This is a genomic window from Bacillus sp. UMB0728, assembly GCF_002858875.1.
Lineage (GTDB): Bacteria > Bacillota > Bacilli > Bacillales > Cytobacillaceae > Bacillus_AB > Bacillus_AB infantis.
In genome coordinates this window covers 315,654-335,900 of record NZ_PKLA01000001.1, presented here as the reverse complement: position 1 = coordinate 335,900, position 20,247 = coordinate 315,654, and the positions used below count along the sequence as shown (strand labels likewise).

Sequence of the window (20,247 nt, the reverse complement as noted above, 5' to 3'; positions counted from 1 at the left end):
CTCTCCTTCCGGCATCTCTTTCGCATTTTTCCCTAATGGAAACGCCCAAAACCTCTTTTTAATCTGCAAAACATGGAAAAAGGCATTGAGTCTGTGCTCAACGCCTTCAAGAAATTACTTAGTCGTATATAATTTCGGGTCCACTTCAAGGATAAAATCATTTTTCCTGCCTGTATATAGAATATCAAGCTCATGCATGGCCCTCGTGCAGGCAGTATAAAAAATGGTCCGGTCACTTTCATGATCATAGGCAGAAGCATCATAAATAATGACAGTGTCAAACTCGATGCCTTTTGCCAAATAAGCCGGAATGATGGTGACGCCTTTTTCATAGGAGAGGGTTCCCTTTTCGATCAGCCGCACATCCGGCAGCAGTTCCTTCAAGCCTTCAAACGCTTCCTTGCTCTCTTTTGCCGTTCTGCAGATAATGCTGATTGATTTATGAGCCTCTTTCAGCTGCCTATTCACTGTTTCAGCAATCTTAGCATGAAGAGCTTCCCTGTCTTCTTCAAATATTACAGCAGGAAGCCTTCCTTCCCGATTGAATGGCTCAACAAGATCCCCGCCGCTGATAAAAGATCTTGTAAATTCTACAATTGGCCTGGAAGAGCGGTAGCTTTTTGTCAGCACGATGGTCTTCGCTTCTTCCTCATGGCCATGGTACAGCGTCGTAGCACCGATGGAATGAGTATACACCGCCTGGTTCACATCGCCCAAAAGAGTGAGCCTGCTGTAGGGAAACAGCTCTTTGATATAAGCAAACTGGAAAGGAGAATAATCCTGTGCTTCATCAATGAACACATGCCTGATCCCCGTATCCTGCTTTCTCCCCTCCAGGAGATGCTGCAAATATAAATATGGTGTGGCATCTTCATAAGGGATTTTTTCTTTGCTCAGATTTGCTGCAGTAATCTTGCATACAGCATCCCAGTTTTCCGGATAGAGGGAATCACCCAATACATGATCTTTACAGAAGAGCTGCTCATAAGTGGCAAATACATCAAGGAACTTTAAGTTCTTCACCCTGCTTTTCAGCCCTTTGAACCTTTTGTTGACAACCATGTTCTCGAGGAACTTCTGCTCTTGCTCAAACTCATCGAAATTCTCTCCGTTTTTATTTTGCTTCTGCTGTGCTTTTTTAAAGGCTTCCAGATAATCCACTTTATCGAGAAGCTGAATTTCCTCTTCCACCCATTCTTTTTTCCGCTCAGCTTTTTGGATTTTCCGGAGCTCCTGAAGCAGCCAATCCTTTGTCAGCTGCATCCTGTTTGGAATGGAAATGGAATGATCCAGCGAATAGAAATAATGGCTGATCTCTTCATGGGTAAAAAGAGTCTCCCCGCGGAAACGCAAATCTTCAAATTGCAGCCCTTCCACAGAAAGCTTGCCGGTATACGATTTTATCATTTCGACAAATCCGGTATCAGATTTGAACCTGATTGCCTTCTTCCTCATCTCTTTTTCAGGCGTGTTTTCTTCTGAGAGGATGGATTCCAGCTGATCAAAAGGATCTTCTACACCAAGCTCCCTGCCGAGGCTTCGAGTTATATATTCCTGATAGGTTGCCTGTGACATATTTTCCTCGCCAAGTTCAGGAAGGACGGTGGAAACATAGCTGTTAAAAAGAGAATTGGGAGAAAACAGCATAATATTGTCCGCCTGAAGGGTGCCTCTGTGCCTGTAAAGCAGATAGGCCACACGCTGGAGCGCAGCCGATGTTTTCCCGCTTCCGGCGACTCCCTGGACAATCAGCACCTTGCTGTTTTCATTGCGGATGATCTCATTCTGTTCTTTTTGGATCGTCGCTACAATCGACTTCATTTGGGTGCTCGCCTTATTGCCGAGAACTTCCTGGAGAAGCTGGTCCCCAATCGTCAGCCCTGTATCAAACATTCCCTCAATCTTTCCGCCTTTGATGATAAACTGCCGCTTCAGCAGCATTTCTCCTTCAATAGTTCCTTCCGGGGTATTATAATGGGCAGGACCGGGAGCATAATCATAATACATGCTTGAGATCGGAGCCCGCCAATCATAGACGAGAAAATTTTCATCCTCTTCATCCATAAGAGAGGATATTCCGAGATAGATGACATCTTCCTCTTTTTCTCCTTCCTCATGAAAATCAATCCTTCCGAAATAAGGAGAATTCTTGATTTTTGCCAATGTACTCAACTGCCGGTCAAGCTGGCTTTTGGTCCTTTCCCTTTCAGATAAAAGTTCAGCCTGCTGCTTGATGCTCGTAAATGTCTCAATCACATCATCCGGCTCATCCAGATTAACTGTAACATCTTCCCAGAATGTTTTTTTGAGTTCAAGCACATCTGAGCCTGCTGCAGACCCTTTACCCAAAAGCTTGTGCATCTTGCTGTCTGCAATCCCGATGATCTCTTTAACCCGATGCTGTTCCATTTCTTTGCTATCGCCTGGTTTGCTCATAAAAAAAACACTCCCCGGAAAAAATTACGGCCGTTTTTAGTTGACACCACTTGTGTTTCTGTGTTACTATTTAATTAGATAATAATATATATTTTCAAATGGCTTTTTTTAGACCGCTCTTCATTGTAACACTAATACATATATTAAACAAGACCGCTGTTTTTAGCCGGTCTTGTTTTTTTGTATTTTTGAATCTGCTCTATTCAGTTCACTTTTTCAATAAAAACTAATGCCAGGGCTCCTGCAAAACAGCAGGAGCCCTATTTTCACTATCTATAAAGGCTTAGGATCATAGCTGGATCCTGTAAGATCAGTCAGCTCGCAGACAGCATCCCAGGCAAGCGGATAAAATTCATGCCTGGCACCGCGCTCCAGGGCCTGGGCTGGAATGCCCTTCAGGCTTTTCGTCCGCAGGCCGATCATCCTTTTGACCAGCTGGATGTGAGAATGGCGGAAAGTCTGGAAATACTCGTCAAATGTAAGCATAGTCTTCAGAAGCCGATAAAGCGTCCGATTGCCGTCAGGTGTTTCTAAAAGCTGGAGCAGAGTCCTGTTTTCCTTCTTTAACAGCCTTTCGAACGGTTCCCAAAGCTTAGGTCCTTCTTTTAAAATAGCATTAAATCCCGGCGAGTCCTGGCCGCTGCCCCTTCCAAGGAACAGCCTGATCGTATGATAATCGGCAGGTGTGATGGCTTTTACGAGATCGAAAACAGGCGGAAGCTGGCGCAAATGCTCATTGATCCGGTCAATCATAAGACTTGCCCCTTCGGCATCTCCTTTTTGCATGCTCTTGCATGACCGGTCCAAATATTGAAGGATCAGTTTGAAGTGCAGCTCCGCAATCTGGTGGACTGTCTGAAAAGTAAGCTCATCCTCGCAGCAGAGCTCTTCTTCTTCCTTCTGAAGGCTGAGCAGTTCTTGTGTGCGGATGTATTTTTCATAGTCAGACAGCTGTTTGCTTTCCTCTTTCACTGTATCACTCCCATTTCAATCAGGATATTTTCTGAGGACTGCGCGCACCGGGCTTCCATCGGCATATTCAATCGGAAGGGGAAGTGCGATCAATTCGTAGACCCCCGGCTCTGCTTCACTTAAATCCAGCCCCTCGAGTATATGGATCCCGCATCGCTGGAGCTCATGATGGGCGGGAAGCTCCTTACTGTCCAGCCTATCGACAGAAGGCACATCCACGCCAATAAGCTTGACGCCTTTTTCAGCCAAAAATGGTGCAATATCAGGATTTAAAAAAGTGATTTCTTCCGGAAATACAGAGGCATCCTTCCATGACTCCGTCCTTAATAGAAGCCTCTCAGCGCCGTGAAGATCAATTCCTTCAAGCTCTTTTTTCCCGATGCTGGCTGCGCCTGCAAGATCGGCAACTAACGCTTTTCCTATATATACTTCAAGCGCTATATCGGTCATCCGATTCCCTTCTGAGTCAAAATGGAAAGGGGAATCCACATGAGTACCTGTGTGTATGCTCATGGTCAGCTTCCCGACATTCACAGAGCCGCTCTCTTCCTTTGGCCAGCTGACTTCATAGGCAAACGCTGTGTCTCCCGGCCAGACAGGCATCCCCTTGTGAAGCTTCCTTGAAATATCAATGATCATCTTTTATGACTCCTTATGCGATGATTTCTCGCTTGTTTTCATATTTTTCGTATAATCTGTTCTCCATGATGTCCTTTAGAATCGACACAGCCCTCCAGATATCATTGTACGAAGTATAAAAGGCTACCGGTGCGAGCCTGATGATATTAGGAGAACGGAAGTCCGGCACCACACCTTTTTCTTTTAAGGCTTTGCAGATCCTTGCGGCATCCGGGTGTTCAAGAGCAACATGCCCTCCCCGCCGCATATCTTCTCTCGGCGTTCCGATTGTAAGCCCATAACCGGACAGATAAGTTTCTGCCAATTCTATCAGGTAGCCGGTAGCTTTCAAGGATTTCTCTCTGATTCTATCGATGCCGGCTTCCTCAAACATATCGAGCGAGCCTAATAGCGGAGCGGCACTTAAAATATGAGGCGTCCCAATTTGAAAAGCGCCTGCATCATGAGCTGGTGTGAAAGTATGCTCCATATCGAACTGCCGGCTTTTATCCGATCCGAACCAGCCGGATAAGCCCGGCATTTTGCCAAAATGCTTTTTATTCACATAAAGGCCTCCGATTCCCCCAGGCCCGCTGTTCATATATTTATAGCTGCACCAATAAGCAAAATCTGTGCCCCATTCTGAAAAATGGTGCGGAACCGCCCCAGCTGAGTGGCACGCATCAAAGCCGATAAGGATGCCCCTCTTGTGGGCTTCCTTTGTCAGCCGTTCTATATCCAGAAGCTGTCCGCTTCTATATAAAACAGTAGGAAGGATGATCAGGCAGATTTCATCCGTCATCGCCTCTATGATATCTTCCTCGGTGATTGTTCTGCCATCCCTGCTCTTTACCTGGACGAGATGCTCTTCAGGCGGCAGACCCTTCAATTGGAGCTGCGACTGCAAAGCATAAATATCTGATGGAAAATTCAATTCGTCGGCCAATATTTTGGTCCGCTTGCCTTCCGGTTTGAAAAAGGTTGCGGCAAGCTGGTGCAAATTCGTTGTAGTGGAAGCGGTTGCAATCACTTCTTCAGGCTCTCCTCCAACCAATGCTGCTGACCTATGTCCCAATCTTTCGGATACATAGTACCAAGGATTCTCCCCACTCATCCATCCGTCTATGCCTAAGTTTTTCCAAGAATCAAGCATGTCGAAGAGTGTTTTTTCTGCCCTTGCCGATAAAAGCCCGAGTGAATTGCCATCCAGATAAATCATATTTTCTTTTATGTAAAATTCTTCTGCAAATTTGCGGAGCGGATCCTGGCTATCCAAATAATCTGCTCTCTCTCTTAATTGTTCCAAGTGATTCCCTCCCTGCTCTTCTTAAAAGGTAAGCCAGAATAAGGGTATTGTCAATATTCTGAATTAACCCGGTAAATGGAAAAAGAACCTGGCTCAGCCAGGTCCCCATCTTTTTATTTATTCGCTTTTTGCAGGCTCGGGCGCCTTTGAATCCGCTGCACTCCTGAGAGGAATTTCCTTCAGGAAGAAGGTAAGAATGACTGCCACCAGCATCGTGATGGTGACAAATAAGAACACGCCCGACAATGCATAGCTGAGCGCCTCCCTGAGCATTGAAATGATATGCTCGAACAGGGAAGCAGCTTCTGCCGGCAGCGAAGACTTAACCTGGGCCAGTTTCTCATGATCCAGGAGAAGCTGAGGGTTCTTCAATGACTCCAGTTTCCCTGCAAGCTCAGGAGAAGCAGCCATATTATTGGTATTCTGATTCTGTGACATGGTGGTCATTTTGTCTTCCATGCGGTTATTCAAAAGTGTTCCCATTATAGCAACACCTACAGTTCCGCCGACTGAGCGGAAAAGCTGGGATGTCGCGGTGGCAACCCCCAGGAATTTCTGCTCAACCGCATTCTGGACAGTCAGCGTGAATACCGTCATGCCGATCCCGATACCAAATCCTACAAGAATCAGAAATCCAACAAGTGCATATTGGGAAGTATCTGCATCCATCCGTGATAATAAGTACAATCCTACTGCAGAGATGCATAACCCAATGATTGCCTGCAGCTTATATTTGCCTGTCTTAGAAATGATCTGGCCGCCAAGGGCACTTGCGAAAACCAGCCCCAGAGTCATGGCCATCGTCAGGAAGCTTGAGTGTGTGGCTGAATATCCAAGAACACCCTGGATGAAATAAGGTACATACATGACGCCGCCAAACATGGATACACCGATGACGAAGCCAATGATATTCGAGATTGTAAAGATACCGTTCTTAAATAAATATAGCGGCAGAATCGGTGTTTTGACTTTTCTTTCGATTATGATGAACAAGATGAGTGCAATCACAGCGCCGCCGAACAGCATGATAATCTGTGATGAACCCCAGTCATATTTTGTTCCTGCCCAGGAGAATCCTAATAAAGTGAGAACGATGGTGGCTGTCAAAAATACTGCCCCAACATAATCGACGCTTTCCCCTTTTTTCTTTTCCTGTGACGGAAACAGCTTCCAAATCAATGCAAGTGCGACAATGCCAAGCGGCAGGAATACCCAGAATACCCATTTCCACTCCAGGTTATCAACTATATAACCGCCGAGCGTCGGCCCGAAAACACTTGATATACCGAACACGGCGCTCATCGCCCCCTGCCACTTCCCTCTCTCGCGGGGCGCAAAAAGGTCCCCTACGGCAGTAAAGGCAGTAGACATGATCATACCGGCCCCAAAGCCCTGGATGCCGCGGTATGTAATCAGATCAAAGATATCAGAGGACGTTCCCGATAAAAAGGCGCCGATAGAAAAGATAATAATTCCAATTAAAATAAATGGCTTCCGTCCATAAATATCAGACAGTTTCCCGACAAGTATGGTTGTAATGGCGCTGGTCAGCATATAAATCGTGAAAACCCAGCTGTAATAATCCAGTCCGCCCAGGTCAGATATGATTTTTGGAAGGGCGTTGCCTACGATTGTCTGATTGACTGCGGCAAAGAACATTGCGGCAATGATGGCGATCATAATCGTAATTTTTTCTTTTTGGCTCAAATGTTCCATTATTTGCTTCACCTCTTATGATGTCTCTTTTAGTGGACCCTGCCCAGCAGGCTGCTTGTCAGAGCAAGCTCTTCATCCGATAAATCACGGAGCTTTTCTTCAAAATAATCCTTGGAAACCTGCTCCAGCTCTGCTGCCATCTTTCTTCCCTCATTTGTCAGGGACAAGCATACAATTCTTCTGTCGTGTTCGCTTCCGCCCCGCACGATCAGTCCTTTGCTAAGCAGCTTTTCGCTGACTGCTGTTATATGGCTGCTCGAGACCCCGAGCTCACCCGCCAGCTGGGAGACCTTACTTTCCCCTTTTTCTGCAAGCTTCCTGAGAACAAGGAATTCATTAAAAGGAATATACCCGTCAAACAGGCCATGAAAATCTGCTTTTGATTTCTTCACAGTTCCTCTCACTGTTGCAATCAGGTCGTAAATCAATCTATCCCTGCTAATTGGTATCCCCCCTGCTTCCATTTACCAGATAAATAATTAACTTTGTGAACTATTAACTTAAGCAACTATAATCCTATGCTTTCTTTTTGTCAACATAAAAAAACCAAAAGCTTTTCAAGCTTTTGGTTTTGGTTATTTTAAAAAATATTTCTGGCTAGTTTTAATGAATGTCCCTTTGATTTCCTTAAATAGACGAATAGGCACAAGAAGAATATCGCACCTGCTCCTCTCAGGACTGAAGAAACTGTCATAGCAGCATTCATGCCGGCCGCTTCAAGAAGGAATACACCAAACTGCGGCGCAATGAAGGCGACGAGGGCCAGCAGAATATTATAGTTCGAAATACAGATGCTGCGTGTTTCCTCTTCAGTTACCTCCAGCAGCTGGTTGAAGAGCAGCAGCACGGTGCCTGAAACAAACAGACCGGAAAAGAAATTGACGATAACCAGATACACCATATTCGGCGAGAGGATTGTCAGCACAGGTGCCGATGCCATACCCAAAGATACAAGAATCATCATTTTCGCATTAGTGTGTTTATCAGCCATCCTTCCCCACCATTTAAAGCTCACAATCTGGGCAAGCTGATTCGCAACAGTGAAAAGGCTGATCCAAAGTGCCGTGGCGCCGGCAATTTTGATCTGATAGATGCTGAAAAGCGACCAGGCCATCTGCCACCCGAAATTAAAGAAAAGACTGCAGATGATAAAATACAAGAAAGGCTTGTGCCTGAAAACATGAAGGCCGATGCTTAGTTTTTTCTCCGCTTTCCTGCTGGACTTTGGCTCTTCATGCTTGAACAAATAGTACACTTCCGCCAGTCCGATCAAAAACGCGGCAAAAAATAAAACCTGGAAAGGCAGAGAATTGGACTGGTCAAACTGCTGCAGAAGAATGCCGATGGCGAAAGTTGAAAGCATGCCGACAATGGTCATTACTTTGTTCCGCTCGGAGAAGAAACCGCTCCGGCGGCTGTCAGGTATCAGATCGCCGATGAAGGACTGCCAGCTCAAATTGGCAATCGAACCTGGAAAATTCATCAGGCCGACAAGGAGGACAAATATCCACCCTCTCATCTCCTCAGGCAGATACACAAGCAAAAACATCGCTAAAAGGAAAAAACGCGCGGCCAGGAAGGAGTATGCGGTAAGCCGCTTCTTTTCTTCCATCCTGCCTATAAGCAGGGAGCCGATCACCATGGCAAAAATTCCTATAAACTGAGGCAGGGAGCTGATCAATCCAACCTGGTAGTTCGAAACGCCAAGTACACTGATCGCAAACAGAGGAAAATAATTGGTGCTGATGTTCAAAATGACAGTAGTAGCAATCCCATTGCGGATGCTGAGCTTCTCATTTGCATCGACAGCCGAAGCTGATCGGGCCATATATACATCTTCTTTCATTGTAGAATTTTTCATAAACAATAATTTCCTTAGCTATCATAGTCTCTCAGCAAAACCGTTGCAAGTGCTTTTTATACATTTTTTGTGAATTTTTCAGATGAATTGTAAACAAGGCTTCCTTCCTTTACACTGTTAGGGAATGAAAGGAGCCATACTTGTGGAAAAAATAATGGATCATATTGGAATAGCCGTACGAGATATAGACAGCACCCTCAAATTTTACACACACATATTGGATGCTGAACTGATTGACAGATATGTAAGTGAAGCAGCAGGAGTCGAAAGCGAAGTCTGCATACTAGAGGTTAATGGCGACCGGATCGAACTCCTGGCACCTACCAATAATACAACCTCCCCCATCGCCCGGTTCATCAAGCAAAAAGGGAAAGGCGTCCACCATATCGCCTACCGGGTGCCTGATTTAATGGAGGCAATCGCTGACCTGAAAACGAGAGGTATCCGAATCCTTGAGGACTCCCTCCGGACAAACAAGCATGGCAGGAGGCTCGTGTATCTGAATCCTGCTGATACAGAAGGAACCATCATTGAGTACTGTGATTATCCAGGGATCGCAAATGAATAAGCAAAACCGCCTTCTCATTTAAAAAGGAGGCGGTTTTTTCTTTTTCATCCTTTAAATGACAAAAGTCCTTTCCTGTCTCATAGGTCTTCAAGTATACTTTATATGATTAATAATCTATCAAAAGATTTATACTACTGGAGTATATAACATGACCAATGAATTGATTTTATATAAATCGCTAGTCGCTCTTTCAGGAGTTTTGAGCTTATGTTTATGCCTATTTGCCTTCTATAAGCTAAAAGGCGCTCCAGGTGTTAAACCATATATCATCGCGACCATCTTATCGTCGCTCTTTTCCTTTTTCTATGTATTTGAACTGTCCAGTTCCACACTGAAGGGCATCAAACTATGGTTAAGTATGGAATATCTTGTCATGCCCTTTATTCCTGCCTTTATCTTCTTAATGTGTGCTGAATATGCCGGGCAAAAGCTGAAGCCCTGGGTCATTTATATTCTTTTCCTTTTACCCAGTGCAACCATCTTCATGCATGCCACAAATGGCCTTCACCATCTGTACTATAAGGCTGTTGAGCTGAGAAATGATGCCCCCTTCCCGATTGCCGATCTGGAATATGGCCCTTTCTTTTATGTTCACGCTTTTTATATGTTCATCTGTCTGACGGTCAGTGTCCTGACATTGCTTCTTCGGCTAAAAGGTGCATCCCTCCTGTTCAGAATCCAATTAATGGCCATGGCTGCCGGTCTGGTATTCCCGATTCTTGCAAATTATTTTAACTTAAACGACCTGAGCCCCTATGGCATTGATCTTGGACCCGTTTCCATGAGCTTATCTTATCTTTTCCACTGGGTCGCTTTGATGTCTTTCAAAATGTTCGATGTTACCCCGATATTAAGAGATACTGTTTTTGACAGAATGAAAGAAGGCGTGATTGTTCTGAACCGGAAGGGAGCCATCCTTGATTACAACTCAGCGATGGTTCCTATCATGCCCTTCCTCAAGCCTTCTGTGATCGGCAAGCCATTTAAAGAGGCATTTTCCGGATTCCGCATACTTGAGGAAATTATAGAGAATGGGATGGACTGCGATTATGAGTGGATTCAGGATGGAAAAAAAATCCACCACCAGGTTCAAATGTCAGATGTCGAGGATAAAAATGGCCATCAAATTGGGCGGATTATTTCATTTGTTAACATTACTGAAAAAATCCTGATACAGGAACAACTGAAGGAACTCGCTTCCATTGACGGCCTGACACAAGTTTACAACCGGACTTATTTTATGAAGCAATCGCTGGAATCACTGGGGGGCATCAGTCCCAATGGGGGGGATGTCTCCTTAATCATGTTTGACATCGACCATTTTAAAAAAATTAATGATGAATATGGCCATGAGACTGGGGATTTGGTACTCTCCCATGTTGCGAGGGTTGCCAAAGAGAGCATTCGCGCTGCGGATGTGATAGGCAGATACGGAGGGGAAGAATTTATCATTCTGCTGCCGGATACTTCCTTTGACGAAGCCTATGATTTAGCTGAAGCGATACGACTCAATGTTTCAGAACAGTACACCAAGTTGGGCCAGGTTAATGTGCATGCAACGCTTAGTTTAGGAGTTTCACATATGTTTCTTTTTCCGCAGGTTTTGGACGATCCTATTCAATTTCTGATGAGAGAAGCAGACCAGGCTTTGTATGCTGCCAAAAGGAATGGAAGAAATAATGTTCAGCGGTTTGTGAGGGAAACAGAGTTGACGGAAGTATAGGCGGGAACAGGCTTTTATTTGCACCTGTTCTTTTTAATTATGTTAAAATATGACAAAAGGAGTGATGATGATTGATTGTAAAAACCCGGACAGAACCCCGTGAGTTGCGTCTTTTCAGGGCATTGAATTCCCGTATGGATTTGTCAACTAAGGATGAGACTTACTATTCTAATTTAGAGAAAGGCTACCAGGGCGAACTTCAATTTGATGAATGGCTGCTCTCTGCAGCAGAAGGAGGCCTGATTTTAAACGATTTGCTGCTGGAAATGAACAACACCTTATTTCAAATCGACTCTTTGCTGATCACCGCATACATCGTTTATCTCTTTGAAGTCAAAAACTTCGAAGGCGACTTTGTGGCCGAAGGAGACCAATGGTTCACCGCCTCAAAAACCGAAATCAAAAACCCCCTCCTGCAGCTCAAAAGAAACGAGCAGCTGTTCCGCCGGCTCCTCCAGGAAATAGGCTGCAAAACCAAAATCCAATCCCACCTCATCTTCATCAACCCGGAATTCCAGCTCTATCAAGCCCCTCTCAACCTCCCTGCCGTATTCCACCCGCAGCTCAACCGCTTTGCCGGTCCTCTAAAGAAGGATACCTCACTGAAACTGTCATCAGCACATACCAAACTCGCAGACAGACTGGCCGCTGCCCACCTTGATAAATCACCTTTTTCATCTGTGCCAGAGTATGGGTGGGAGGGGTTGAGGAAGGGGATTGGGTGTAGGGGGTGTGGGGTGCTGTATGAGTACTTTGATGGGAAAAATCTGAAATGCAATCACTGCGGAGGAAAAGAAAGCTATGCCACAGCGATTATACGTGCTGCAGAAGAATATAAGCTACTTTTTCCGGATAGGAAAGTAACGACTAATGGTATTTATGAGTGGTGTGAGGTTATTAAAAACAGGAAAACCATTCGTAAAGCACTAACCGGCACCTATGATCGCCTAGGAAGCAGTAAATCTTCCTATTTTGTCGACCGTTCATAGGCAGTTGGAAGACTGGTTTTGATTATTCCGCTTGCGCCATTTGTTGCTTGAATATGAGATAAGAGGGTATCGTTTTCTGAACTGGTACCCTCTGTTTCTTGTTTTTGGGTTAAGAGGGTCTTAGTTTACTCGACTAGTACCCTCTGATTCTTGTTTTTGGATATAGAGGGTCTTAGTTTGCTAGACTAGTACCCTCTGTTCCCCTTTTTTGGGTTTAGAGGGTCTTAGTCCTCTCGACTAGCACCCTCTTTTTCCTTTTTTGGAGTTTAGACGGTCTTAGTCCTTCCGACTAGTACCCTCTTTTTCCCGTTTTTGGGTTTAGAGGGTCTTAGTATTCCCGACTAGCACCCTCTGTTTCCTTTTTTTGAGTTTAGACGGTCTTAGTCCTTCCGACTAGCACCCTCTGTTTTCCTTTTTTGGGTTTAGAGGGTCTTAGTCCAATCCACTAGCACCCTCTATTTCCTTTTTTGGAGTTTAGAGGGTATTAGTCCTTCCGACTAGTACCCTCTTTTTCCCGTTTTTGGGTTTAGAGGGTCTTAGTCCTCCCGGCTAGCACCCTCTGATTCTTATTTTTGGATTCAGAGGGTCTTAGTCCAATCCACTAGTACCCTCTTTTTCCCGTTTTTGAGTTTAGATGGCCTTAGTCCGATCCACTAGCACCCTCTGTTTTCTGTTTTTGAGTTTAGACGGTCTTAGTCCGATCCACTAGCACCCTCTGTTTTCTGTTTTTGAGTTTAGACGGTCTTAGTCCAATCCACTCTCCTTCTCAGCCAACTCCCTCAACCCCTCAGCCCTAAACACTATAAACTCCCGCATATACCTCTCCAAAAACAGCTTATCAGCAGCAATTCCCAGCAGTCCCAAAGGCGATTCATATTGGAAAGTATTAATCATTACCGTTCCTTCAGCTTCCTCGAAAAATTCATGAGTATGAACAAACGACTTGAAAGCGCCTTTCACCATGATATCGACAAAACGAAAAGGCTTTTCCATAACTGTCACTTTGGCCGTCAGCCTCTGTCTGATACCGAAATGCACGGCCTCCCAAGTTACCATATCGCCTTTTTCAAGCAATCCGCTGGTCACTCCCCCAACTGCCCTTTCCTGTGTTCTTGATGTTGTTTGCGTATGTACTTCAACACTTCTAGCAAGGTCAAAACATATTTTAATTGGTGCTTTGATGAATTGTGAATGTCTGATGGTTGGCATAATGGAGACTCCTCATTTTTTTCATTAATACTATTTTAACTCAACAACAAAAAAAGGACAGTCTTCCAAAGAGGACTGTTCTTTCCAGTTTAGGAGTTCAAATAATTTTTCCAAATAAATTTTCTTCTTAATGAGGTGTATAGATATTCCTTGCATGGTCTCTGAAAGCACTAACTAATACATGATGTCCTTACCTGCTAACAGCTATATCTGTTTGTACTCAGCTAAAGAAAATAAGAACCTACTCCTGCCTGCTTAACACTCTCCCAATCTTATCAACGGACCGACGGGAAAGTGCATAGATTTTATGTGTATCATCAATATTCATAATTGTCCCATGACCTTCACCAATCCAGAGAAAATAAATCTTATTCCCCATAGCTACTTTGTAATCCGGCTCCGCCACATCTGCGATACCAGGTTGTTTCTTAGCGTTCCTGAAGGCATTCCTAAATATCTGGACTGATTTAGAGTCGGAAATTGTAATGGACTTTTCCCCTTCTGATGCATGCATCTTATACACTTCCACTTTCTCAACCTTCTCCGGCCACAGGTTCCAGCCGGCTAAAAGAACAAATGCCGCCAAAATAATCAGGAGTCTTTTTTTCAAAAAAATCACCTCTAATAGGTTAGACGTTTTTCCATTCAAGAGGTTACTTCAAGATTTTTCGACTAGCCCTTCACTTCCCACTCATCATAACACTCTGCATCAACACTCAGCTTTTCAGTCCTAAGCCATTCAAAAGCTTTGAGCACCAATGGTGAAGCACTGTCCAAGCCTGCTTCATGCTCAGTAATCCACAAGGCTCCAAGCGAATCCTGACCATCAAACTCCAGCGGCTGAGTCAGTCTGCCAGTCCCCTCGACTTCATAAAAAACACAGATATGATGCACATGGGTATATTCCTTCCAACCCCAAGGAAGCATGAAATCAATAACGCCGATATTCCGGATGATTTCTATCTCTAAGCCTGTTTCTTCAAGAAACTCTCTCCTTAAAGCCATAGCCAGGCTTTCTGAATCCTCAAGGCTTCCTCCCGGCAGATCATAGCGATTGGTGTATGGACCGCCTTTTTTGTTTATCACCAGGAGTTTGTTTTTCTTGAAAAAGAGGCCATACACACCATAAGCCCGGTGCATTTTTGATTTCATATCAGCGGGCTACCACCAGTTTGCCTGCACGTAAAAAGTCAGGAGGACTCTTTTTAGCAAAGTGTCTTTCCACACTCATCAAAACCGCATCATTCCCCGGCAATGAGGCGGTTTCAATCGCTTCCGCAAATGACATCCATCTATAAGCTGAATGTTCATGATTTAAGATAACTTCCTGATGCTCCGGAACATAGCCGACAAAAACAGGCGCCATGTAAATATAATTGTCTTTCGCAGAGTATATCTGATCATATTGGTTGGATACATAAAGATAGGGCAGCGAGATGCCTGTCTCTTCTTTTATCTCTCTTAAAGCCGCTTTCCAGGCGGTTTCCCCTTCCTCTATGCTGCCGCCAATATAGCACCAGGCATCCGGCAGCACAGTTCCGGCTCTCTTTAAAAGTAATACCTTGCTTTCCTTCTCGAGCTTTTTAATTAAGATTGCTGCAATGCCTGTGCATCTTATAGGAACTCCTTGCATTATTAAATTCCTCCCAAAATCCGGTCTATTTTAACCAGTTCTTCCATTTTGTAAAAAATCGCGGTACATTGAGCTACGCTCCATATCCAACCACCTTCCCCACCTCAAAAACAGTAGAATCAATCTCCTTTGAAGGCGGCAGCTTCCTTGTCACAGGATCTATGATCCAGGCGATTCCTGTAAGAAAGGTTATGATACCGCTGATCAATATGATTAATTCAGCACCAATAACGACACCCAAAGTTCCTCCAGCCAAGCCTCCAAGTGGAAAAGCGATTCCGCTTAAGCTCATCACGGCTGAAAATACCCTCCCAAGCAGCTTTTCGGGGATAGCTTTTTGAATAACTGTGTTGATCGCAATATTGGTAACAGCACCGGGTATAAAAGCAAGGCCGAAAAGCCCAATTGCCAGCCAATTCCATGAGGAGAAAATAGACAGCCCCCAGGCGATTCCGCTTAGGCAAAAAGCAGCAGCATATAATTTTCCGATTGGAATATAATCCAGCTTTATGTAAGGAGCTGCCATTGCGCCTGCAAGGCTTCCGATTGCCTGGGCGGTCAGAAGCAGTCCATAGGTTTCAGCACCACCCATTATTTTTCCAAAAGCAGGGAGAACAACAAATGTAGCCCCCATTGCCAGATTTACAAGTATAATCCCGTACAGCAGTCTTGCCAGGGGGGTAAAAAGGATCATTCTCACACCATCTTTTAGCTCGGAAAAATATTTCGGTTTAGTTTCTGTAATAACTGGAACAGCTTTTTTACTTGGTATTTGAATCAAGGAAAAAACATAGGCTCCCAACAAAAATGCCGCAGCATCTAGAACATAAATAGTAATCGCTCCAGCCATAACGATCAGAATACCTGACACCGCGTTGCATGCAATGTCAATTCCTTGATAGGCTAAAGTAAATAGAGAATTTCCTCTGCTTAAATCTTTTTCCTCAACGAATGTCGGCAATGCAGCCATCTGGGCGGGAAACATGAACATATTCATTGTGGTTAATATAGGAGTGATTATTAAAACAAGTGCAACAGTAAGATGATCAAAATAAGAAGCGATAGGAACAATCAGAAGCAATACTGCTTGAATTAGCTGGGAGTATACCAACAAGGACCTGATGGGAATACGGTCTACGAACGGGCCTGCAAGGAGTTGAACAATCCTGGGGAAAAAAGATAGAAATCCTGCAAGTCCAGTATAAAAAGTCGATCCGCCCAAATCGTATACCAGCCACATAGCGGCAACAGCATACAGACTGTCTCCGATATTGGAAACAATTCTGCCTAAAAACAGCAATGTAAAGTTCTTATTCTTAAATATCCCCATCGCCGGATTCTCCTATCTTAATGATCTTCTTTCTTCAAGGCTTCCACCAGCCTTAATCCAACTGCATATTCCTGCATTTCATCTACATTGCTGAGGTCCGAGTTTTTGACCCACTTTTCAAGCAGGTTTTTAACATCTTCAAGGAATCTATCTCTATCTTCTTCTTTTAGAAATAGCCGCAGGCTCAGATTCGTAGAATAGCCTTGATCATTTTCTGCACTTAAAGCCGAATCCAGCTCAATGCCGCCTTTTGCCTGATACCATTTCGATTTCGCTTTATAATACTTTTCAATAATCCCTCCTGAAACTTTGGTTTCGACAAGCTCGATCAGGCCTCCTTCATTCAGCTTTTGAATGTGGTAATGAACACTTCCTGGTGAGTTTCCTAATAACTCGGATACTTGCTTAGAAGTAAGCGGCTTCTCCTGCAGAACGCTTATAATCTTGATGCGCAAAGCATTTCCTAATAACTTGGACTGCTCAACAGAAATTTGATGAGGCATTTTATCCTTCTTTTCCATGAAAACCCACTCTCATTCTAAAAAATTAAATCAATCTAAAAAATTAGATTATCTTTTAAGACTACCTTACTGGAAAAAATTTCATTTGTAAAGTTTTTTCCAAAAACAGGCAGTCAAAATATTCACTCCACACTAAAAACAGTTTTCTTTTCTACACGCTCTTGGACATTCTCAGAATAGGCAAAATGATAAACCCTCCAATAAACCCCCACCAAAAAAATCCCCATTCCTACAAAAATAAAAGTAATCCCTATTTCCGGTATATATGCCATTGCCCAGATAAATAAACTGGAGATCATCCCTCCAACCGCCCCCACCAGTCCAAGGACTGATAGATGCTTTCCTCTTGAATGGGCAGGAAGCGATTTAGCGGTGATGGCCTGAAGGGTTGGCAGATAGATGAGCCCGCCGGCAGAAATGAAAAGCATACCCAGCATTAAGAGGGCTGGATGAATGAAATAGCTTAGGCAGATATAGCCCAGTACAAAAAGCAGCAAGCCCAGCATGAGGGACATTTTTTCCGAAAGCCTTTTGGTCAGTTTGAATATGAAGCCTGCTGCTATGGTGATGATGATCGTTTCTTCCAGATTTAAATAGCCGATCATCTTGTATCCTGAAATATCAATATCCCCAACAGGATATTTTGACACGATCCTGATGCTTAAATAATTGGGGAATTGTTCTTTCAATATATTGATAAGCAGCTGTCCTATGCATAAGAAAAGAAATAATTGTGAGGCAAAAATACTTAGTTTCTTTGCCGGTGCGGCTGGCAGCTCAGTGATTGCATCAGCAGCTTTAAGAGGAATGTCTTTTATCAGCAGGGAGGTCAATACAGCGGATAATATGGAAGTCAGGCCAACTATAAAGAACAGCATGGAAGAATGATTTTCAAAAAAGAATCCGCCCAATAAGCTTCCGCCGGCAAATGCAGTACTTGTAATCCACATAAAGTAGGTATAGATGATTTTTCTGTCCTTCTCATTGCTCGCATCAATGATCAAAGCAGAATAGGCGGGATTTGAGGCACTTTCAAAGAAATAAATAAAGCTGAATGCAACTACAATGGGAATGGCGTAAAAATGGTGGAGTGAATCAAAACAGTACACAATTAAAAAGCCGATTCCAGTCATCATTTCACTGGTGATGATGACTCTTTTCCGTCCGATCCGGTCAGCTGCTTGTCCGCCTAAAAGATATCCTATGATACTAATGATTCCAATGATGATAATCATCATAGTTGTTAAAGAAGGGCCAATTTTCGCTGCAAAATAGACAACCGTGTAAGGCATGACCATCGTATGAGCAAGCACGGTGAAAAATTTCAATAGCATTCTTACCCGGATGGTTACATCAAAAGATAAAAATTGTTTCATATATTTCTCCTCGCTCATTTAGAAAAAAGCACAGAGTATACCCCTGTGCTCCCCCTATTCTACACCTGATTGCCTCTCATAATTTCTGAATACCATTCCGCCGGCCCTAGTCATTCCCGCCTTCTCATAGAACGGAGCATGGGAATCATCACAAAGCAGATCAATCATATAAAGGCCATCAAGTTCTTTAAGCATCCTGTTTAACAGCTCTTTTCCTATCCCTTGGTGCTGATATTCCGGGAGGACTTCGAGCAATGGGATATACGCAGATAGAACATTGTCACTGATGGCAGTGATGAAGCCGGCTGCCTGCTCCGCTTTTTCATCAATGGCAAGGATCACTTTAAAGCTGTTTTCCAGCAATTTCAGATGCGTGTCCGGGGAGGGAGGATTCGGCCAATCTGCAAAAAAACCATTCAGCATGTCAGATGAAATGCCCTTTAAGGAAGATGTATAGATCATAAGAATTCAACTCCTGTCATTTATTAGGTATGTTGATTTCCCGGATCTCAATAAAATAATAAGAACACTGTCTACCTCCGAAATGTGTAATAAGGAATATTTCGACAAAAAACAGCCAAAACCTTTTTCTTCCATAAATAATTTTGCTAGTCCCGCAGCTTTTTCTCAAGGATGATTTTATGCATCCCTTTTTCATCTATGTATGTTTCCATTACATCAAATCCGTGCTTTATGTTCAGGATCAGCATGTCCCGCCACTTGTTCATCGTTTTTGTCCGGACCAGCCTGTACCCCCGCCGCTTGATATATTCATGCTGCATCTCCATCAGCCTGGAAGCAATTCCACTTCCTCTGAACTCCTCATCAACACCGCCGAGCCAGCTGTAAAACTTGCTCTCCTCTAATTCATAGCCCATCTTGTAGCCAATTACCCGTTCTTGACAGGCAGCAACTGCAACAAGCAGCTTAGGCTTATCAGCCATCTTACTTTCCAGCTGGCCCGATTCCCCGAAAATGGAAGCATGCAATGGAAGGATTTTGTCCAGCATTTCCTGTTTTGGCATTCCGGCATAAATTTGATAGTTTACTTCCACTGGCGCTGTCCCCCCTGATGCAAATCGTACCACTTAGGCCTCATTTTAGAAAAATAATCATGGTCTTCCAAAAACAGATACACTTTTTCCATCATCCCCTCAAGGTTTTCAGGGGTATGTTTTAATGTCCAGATAACCGTGGAAAAAGCACACATTCCCAGATAAACGGAATATAAGGTCCAAAACGCCTCTCCCGGTTCTTCCTGATCATGGTAGCCTTTTATTTGGCCAATTGAAAAAGGAATGCTTATATTACGGCTGAAGATGCCGATTTTTAGAAATTCATGTATCGGATCTCCCCAGTCAAACCGGTTAAAGTCAATAATGCCGGCCAGCCTTTTATTTTGAATAATCAGGTTACCAGGATGGTAGTCATCATGCTGAAAAAGGCTGGGACGTTTTTTCATCCTGTGAAGGTTTTTTTCAATAAACTGGATGATTTTATCATCATGTTTGATTTTTACACCGCATGAAGAATATGCTTCCATATACTTCTTATGCTTTTCTGCTTTCCTTTTATACCAGGAAGGCATTCCTTCAGGAGCATGAAGCTGATGCATTTTCCTCAATTGACTTCCGGCCTCTAACCCTATTGCATACTGATCCTGATCAGAAAGGAGCTTTATTTCTTCCTCCGCATCCTTCCCCTCGATAAAGGTGGTGATCATATATCCTCTCCCTCCTGCTTCGCCAATCTCTACTGGCTGGGAGCAGGGGATAGCATAACCATGCATTTTTTCTAAAATCGTGAACTCTTGTCTTTTTGATGGAAGTCCTGACAAATCAAAGAGCCTCAGAAGTAATTTGCTTTTATCCAAAGAAACCATATACTTCTCATCTTGTGAAAATCCTTTCTGTAAACGGACAATTCCGATGCTCTTCTTGAGCAGCGGTATTTCCTCTGCCAGCCTTTCCAGCATCCTGTCACCTCCGA

At 43.8% G+C, this 20,247-nt stretch carries 20 protein-coding genes; 3 read left to right on the top strand and 17 right to left on the bottom strand.

What is annotated here, in order from left to right; translation table 11 throughout:
• Positions 1-114 precede the first annotated feature (114 nt).
• The 7 genes from helD to CYJ37_RS01625 all read right to left on the bottom strand — a co-directional run bounded on the left by helD (position 115) and on the right by CYJ37_RS01625 (position 8,909).
• A complete protein-coding gene (gene helD / locus CYJ37_RS01655) occupies positions 115-2,436 on the bottom strand; it encodes an RNA polymerase recycling motor HelD (RefSeq protein WP_101547644.1) in 2,322 nt (773 codons plus the stop codon).
• A gap of 273 nt (positions 2,437-2,709) precedes the next feature.
• The gene (locus CYJ37_RS01650) at positions 2,710-3,408 is read right to left on the bottom strand and encodes a tryptophan 2,3-dioxygenase family protein (protein WP_101547643.1); all 699 of its coding nucleotides are present in this window, start codon (positions 3,406-3,408) and stop codon (positions 2,710-2,712) included.
• Between the two features lie 15 nt (positions 3,409-3,423).
• On the bottom strand, positions 3,424-4,047 hold the full coding sequence (gene kynB / locus CYJ37_RS01645; RefSeq protein ID WP_101547642.1) for an arylformamidase: 624 nt from the start codon (positions 4,045-4,047) through the stop codon (positions 3,424-3,426).
• Positions 4,048-4,060: 13 nt separating this feature from the next.
• A complete protein-coding gene (gene kynU / locus CYJ37_RS01640; protein ID WP_101547641.1) occupies positions 4,061-5,332 on the bottom strand; it encodes a kynureninase in 1,272 nt (423 codons plus the stop codon).
• 117 nt (positions 5,333-5,449) lie between these two features.
• Complete coding sequence (locus CYJ37_RS01635; RefSeq protein WP_101547640.1) at positions 5,450-7,048, bottom strand: MDR family MFS transporter; 1,599 nt, start codon at positions 7,046-7,048, stop codon at positions 5,450-5,452.
• A gap of 29 nt (positions 7,049-7,077) precedes the next feature.
• Positions 7,078-7,476 (bottom strand): MarR family winged helix-turn-helix transcriptional regulator, encoded by a 399-nt coding sequence (locus CYJ37_RS01630; RefSeq protein WP_022543799.1) that lies wholly within the window; start codon positions 7,474-7,476, stop codon positions 7,078-7,080.
• A 152-nt stretch (positions 7,477-7,628) separates the two neighbouring features.
• Positions 7,629-8,909: an MFS transporter gene (locus CYJ37_RS01625; protein ID WP_101547639.1), complete on the bottom strand. Its 1,281-nt coding sequence runs from the start codon at positions 8,907-8,909 to the stop codon at positions 7,629-7,631.
• Positions 8,910-9,051: 142 nt separating this feature from the next.
• On the opposite strand from CYJ37_RS01625, the gene CYJ37_RS01620 reads away from it, so the two are divergent.
• The 3 genes from CYJ37_RS01620 to CYJ37_RS01610 all read left to right on the top strand — a co-directional run bounded on the left by CYJ37_RS01620 (position 9,052) and on the right by CYJ37_RS01610 (position 12,189).
• A complete protein-coding gene (locus CYJ37_RS01620; RefSeq protein ID WP_101547638.1) occupies positions 9,052-9,477 on the top strand; it encodes a VOC family protein in 426 nt (141 codons plus the stop codon).
• A 148-nt stretch (positions 9,478-9,625) separates the two neighbouring features.
• On the top strand, positions 9,626-11,200 hold the full coding sequence (locus CYJ37_RS01615) for a histidine kinase N-terminal 7TM domain-containing diguanylate cyclase (protein ID WP_101547637.1): 1,575 nt from the start codon (positions 9,626-9,628) through the stop codon (positions 11,198-11,200).
• 71 nt (positions 11,201-11,271) lie between these two features.
• Positions 11,272-12,189 (top strand): nuclease-related domain-containing protein, encoded by a 918-nt coding sequence (locus tag CYJ37_RS01610; RefSeq protein ID WP_101547636.1) that lies wholly within the window; start codon positions 11,272-11,274, stop codon positions 12,187-12,189.
• A gap of 744 nt (positions 12,190-12,933) precedes the next feature.
• Here the strand turns inward: CYJ37_RS01610 and CYJ37_RS01605 are convergent.
• The 10 genes from CYJ37_RS01605 to CYJ37_RS01560 form a co-directional block, all read right to left on the bottom strand.
• Positions 12,934-13,398, bottom strand: a complete 465-nt coding sequence (locus tag CYJ37_RS01605) for an SRPBCC family protein (RefSeq protein ID WP_101547635.1) — start codon at positions 13,396-13,398, stop codon at positions 12,934-12,936.
• A 241-nt stretch (positions 13,399-13,639) separates the two neighbouring features.
• A complete protein-coding gene (locus CYJ37_RS01600; protein WP_101547634.1) occupies positions 13,640-14,008 on the bottom strand; it encodes a hypothetical protein in 369 nt (122 codons plus the stop codon).
• A 62-nt stretch (positions 14,009-14,070) separates the two neighbouring features.
• A complete protein-coding gene (locus CYJ37_RS01595; protein WP_101547633.1) occupies positions 14,071-14,550 on the bottom strand; it encodes an NUDIX hydrolase in 480 nt (159 codons plus the stop codon).
• Between the two features lies 1 nt (position 14,551).
• Positions 14,552-15,031 (bottom strand): NUDIX hydrolase, encoded by a 480-nt coding sequence (locus CYJ37_RS01590; RefSeq protein WP_101547632.1) that lies wholly within the window; start codon positions 15,029-15,031, stop codon positions 14,552-14,554.
• Positions 15,032-15,104: 73 nt separating this feature from the next.
• Positions 15,105-16,361, bottom strand: a complete 1,257-nt coding sequence (locus tag CYJ37_RS01585) for an MFS transporter (RefSeq protein ID WP_101547631.1) — start codon at positions 16,359-16,361, stop codon at positions 15,105-15,107.
• A 17-nt stretch (positions 16,362-16,378) separates the two neighbouring features.
• Positions 16,379-16,864, bottom strand: a complete 486-nt coding sequence (locus CYJ37_RS01580; protein WP_257964153.1) for an ArsR/SmtB family transcription factor — start codon at positions 16,862-16,864, stop codon at positions 16,379-16,381.
• Between the two features lie 140 nt (positions 16,865-17,004).
• Complete coding sequence (locus CYJ37_RS01575; RefSeq protein WP_148949579.1) at positions 17,005-18,258, bottom strand: MFS transporter; 1,254 nt, start codon at positions 18,256-18,258, stop codon at positions 17,005-17,007.
• Positions 18,259-18,312: 54 nt separating this feature from the next.
• Complete coding sequence (locus CYJ37_RS01570; protein ID WP_101547628.1) at positions 18,313-18,720, bottom strand: GNAT family N-acetyltransferase; 408 nt, start codon at positions 18,718-18,720, stop codon at positions 18,313-18,315.
• A 146-nt stretch (positions 18,721-18,866) separates the two neighbouring features.
• Positions 18,867-19,313, bottom strand: a complete 447-nt coding sequence (locus CYJ37_RS01565; protein ID WP_009790796.1) for a GNAT family N-acetyltransferase — start codon at positions 19,311-19,313, stop codon at positions 18,867-18,869.
• A complete protein-coding gene (locus CYJ37_RS01560; protein WP_101547627.1) occupies positions 19,304-20,233 on the bottom strand; it encodes an aminoglycoside phosphotransferase family protein in 930 nt (309 codons plus the stop codon). Before CYJ37_RS01560 ends, CYJ37_RS01565 begins: the two co-directional genes overlap by 10 nt.
• Positions 20,234-20,247 lie beyond the last annotated feature (14 nt).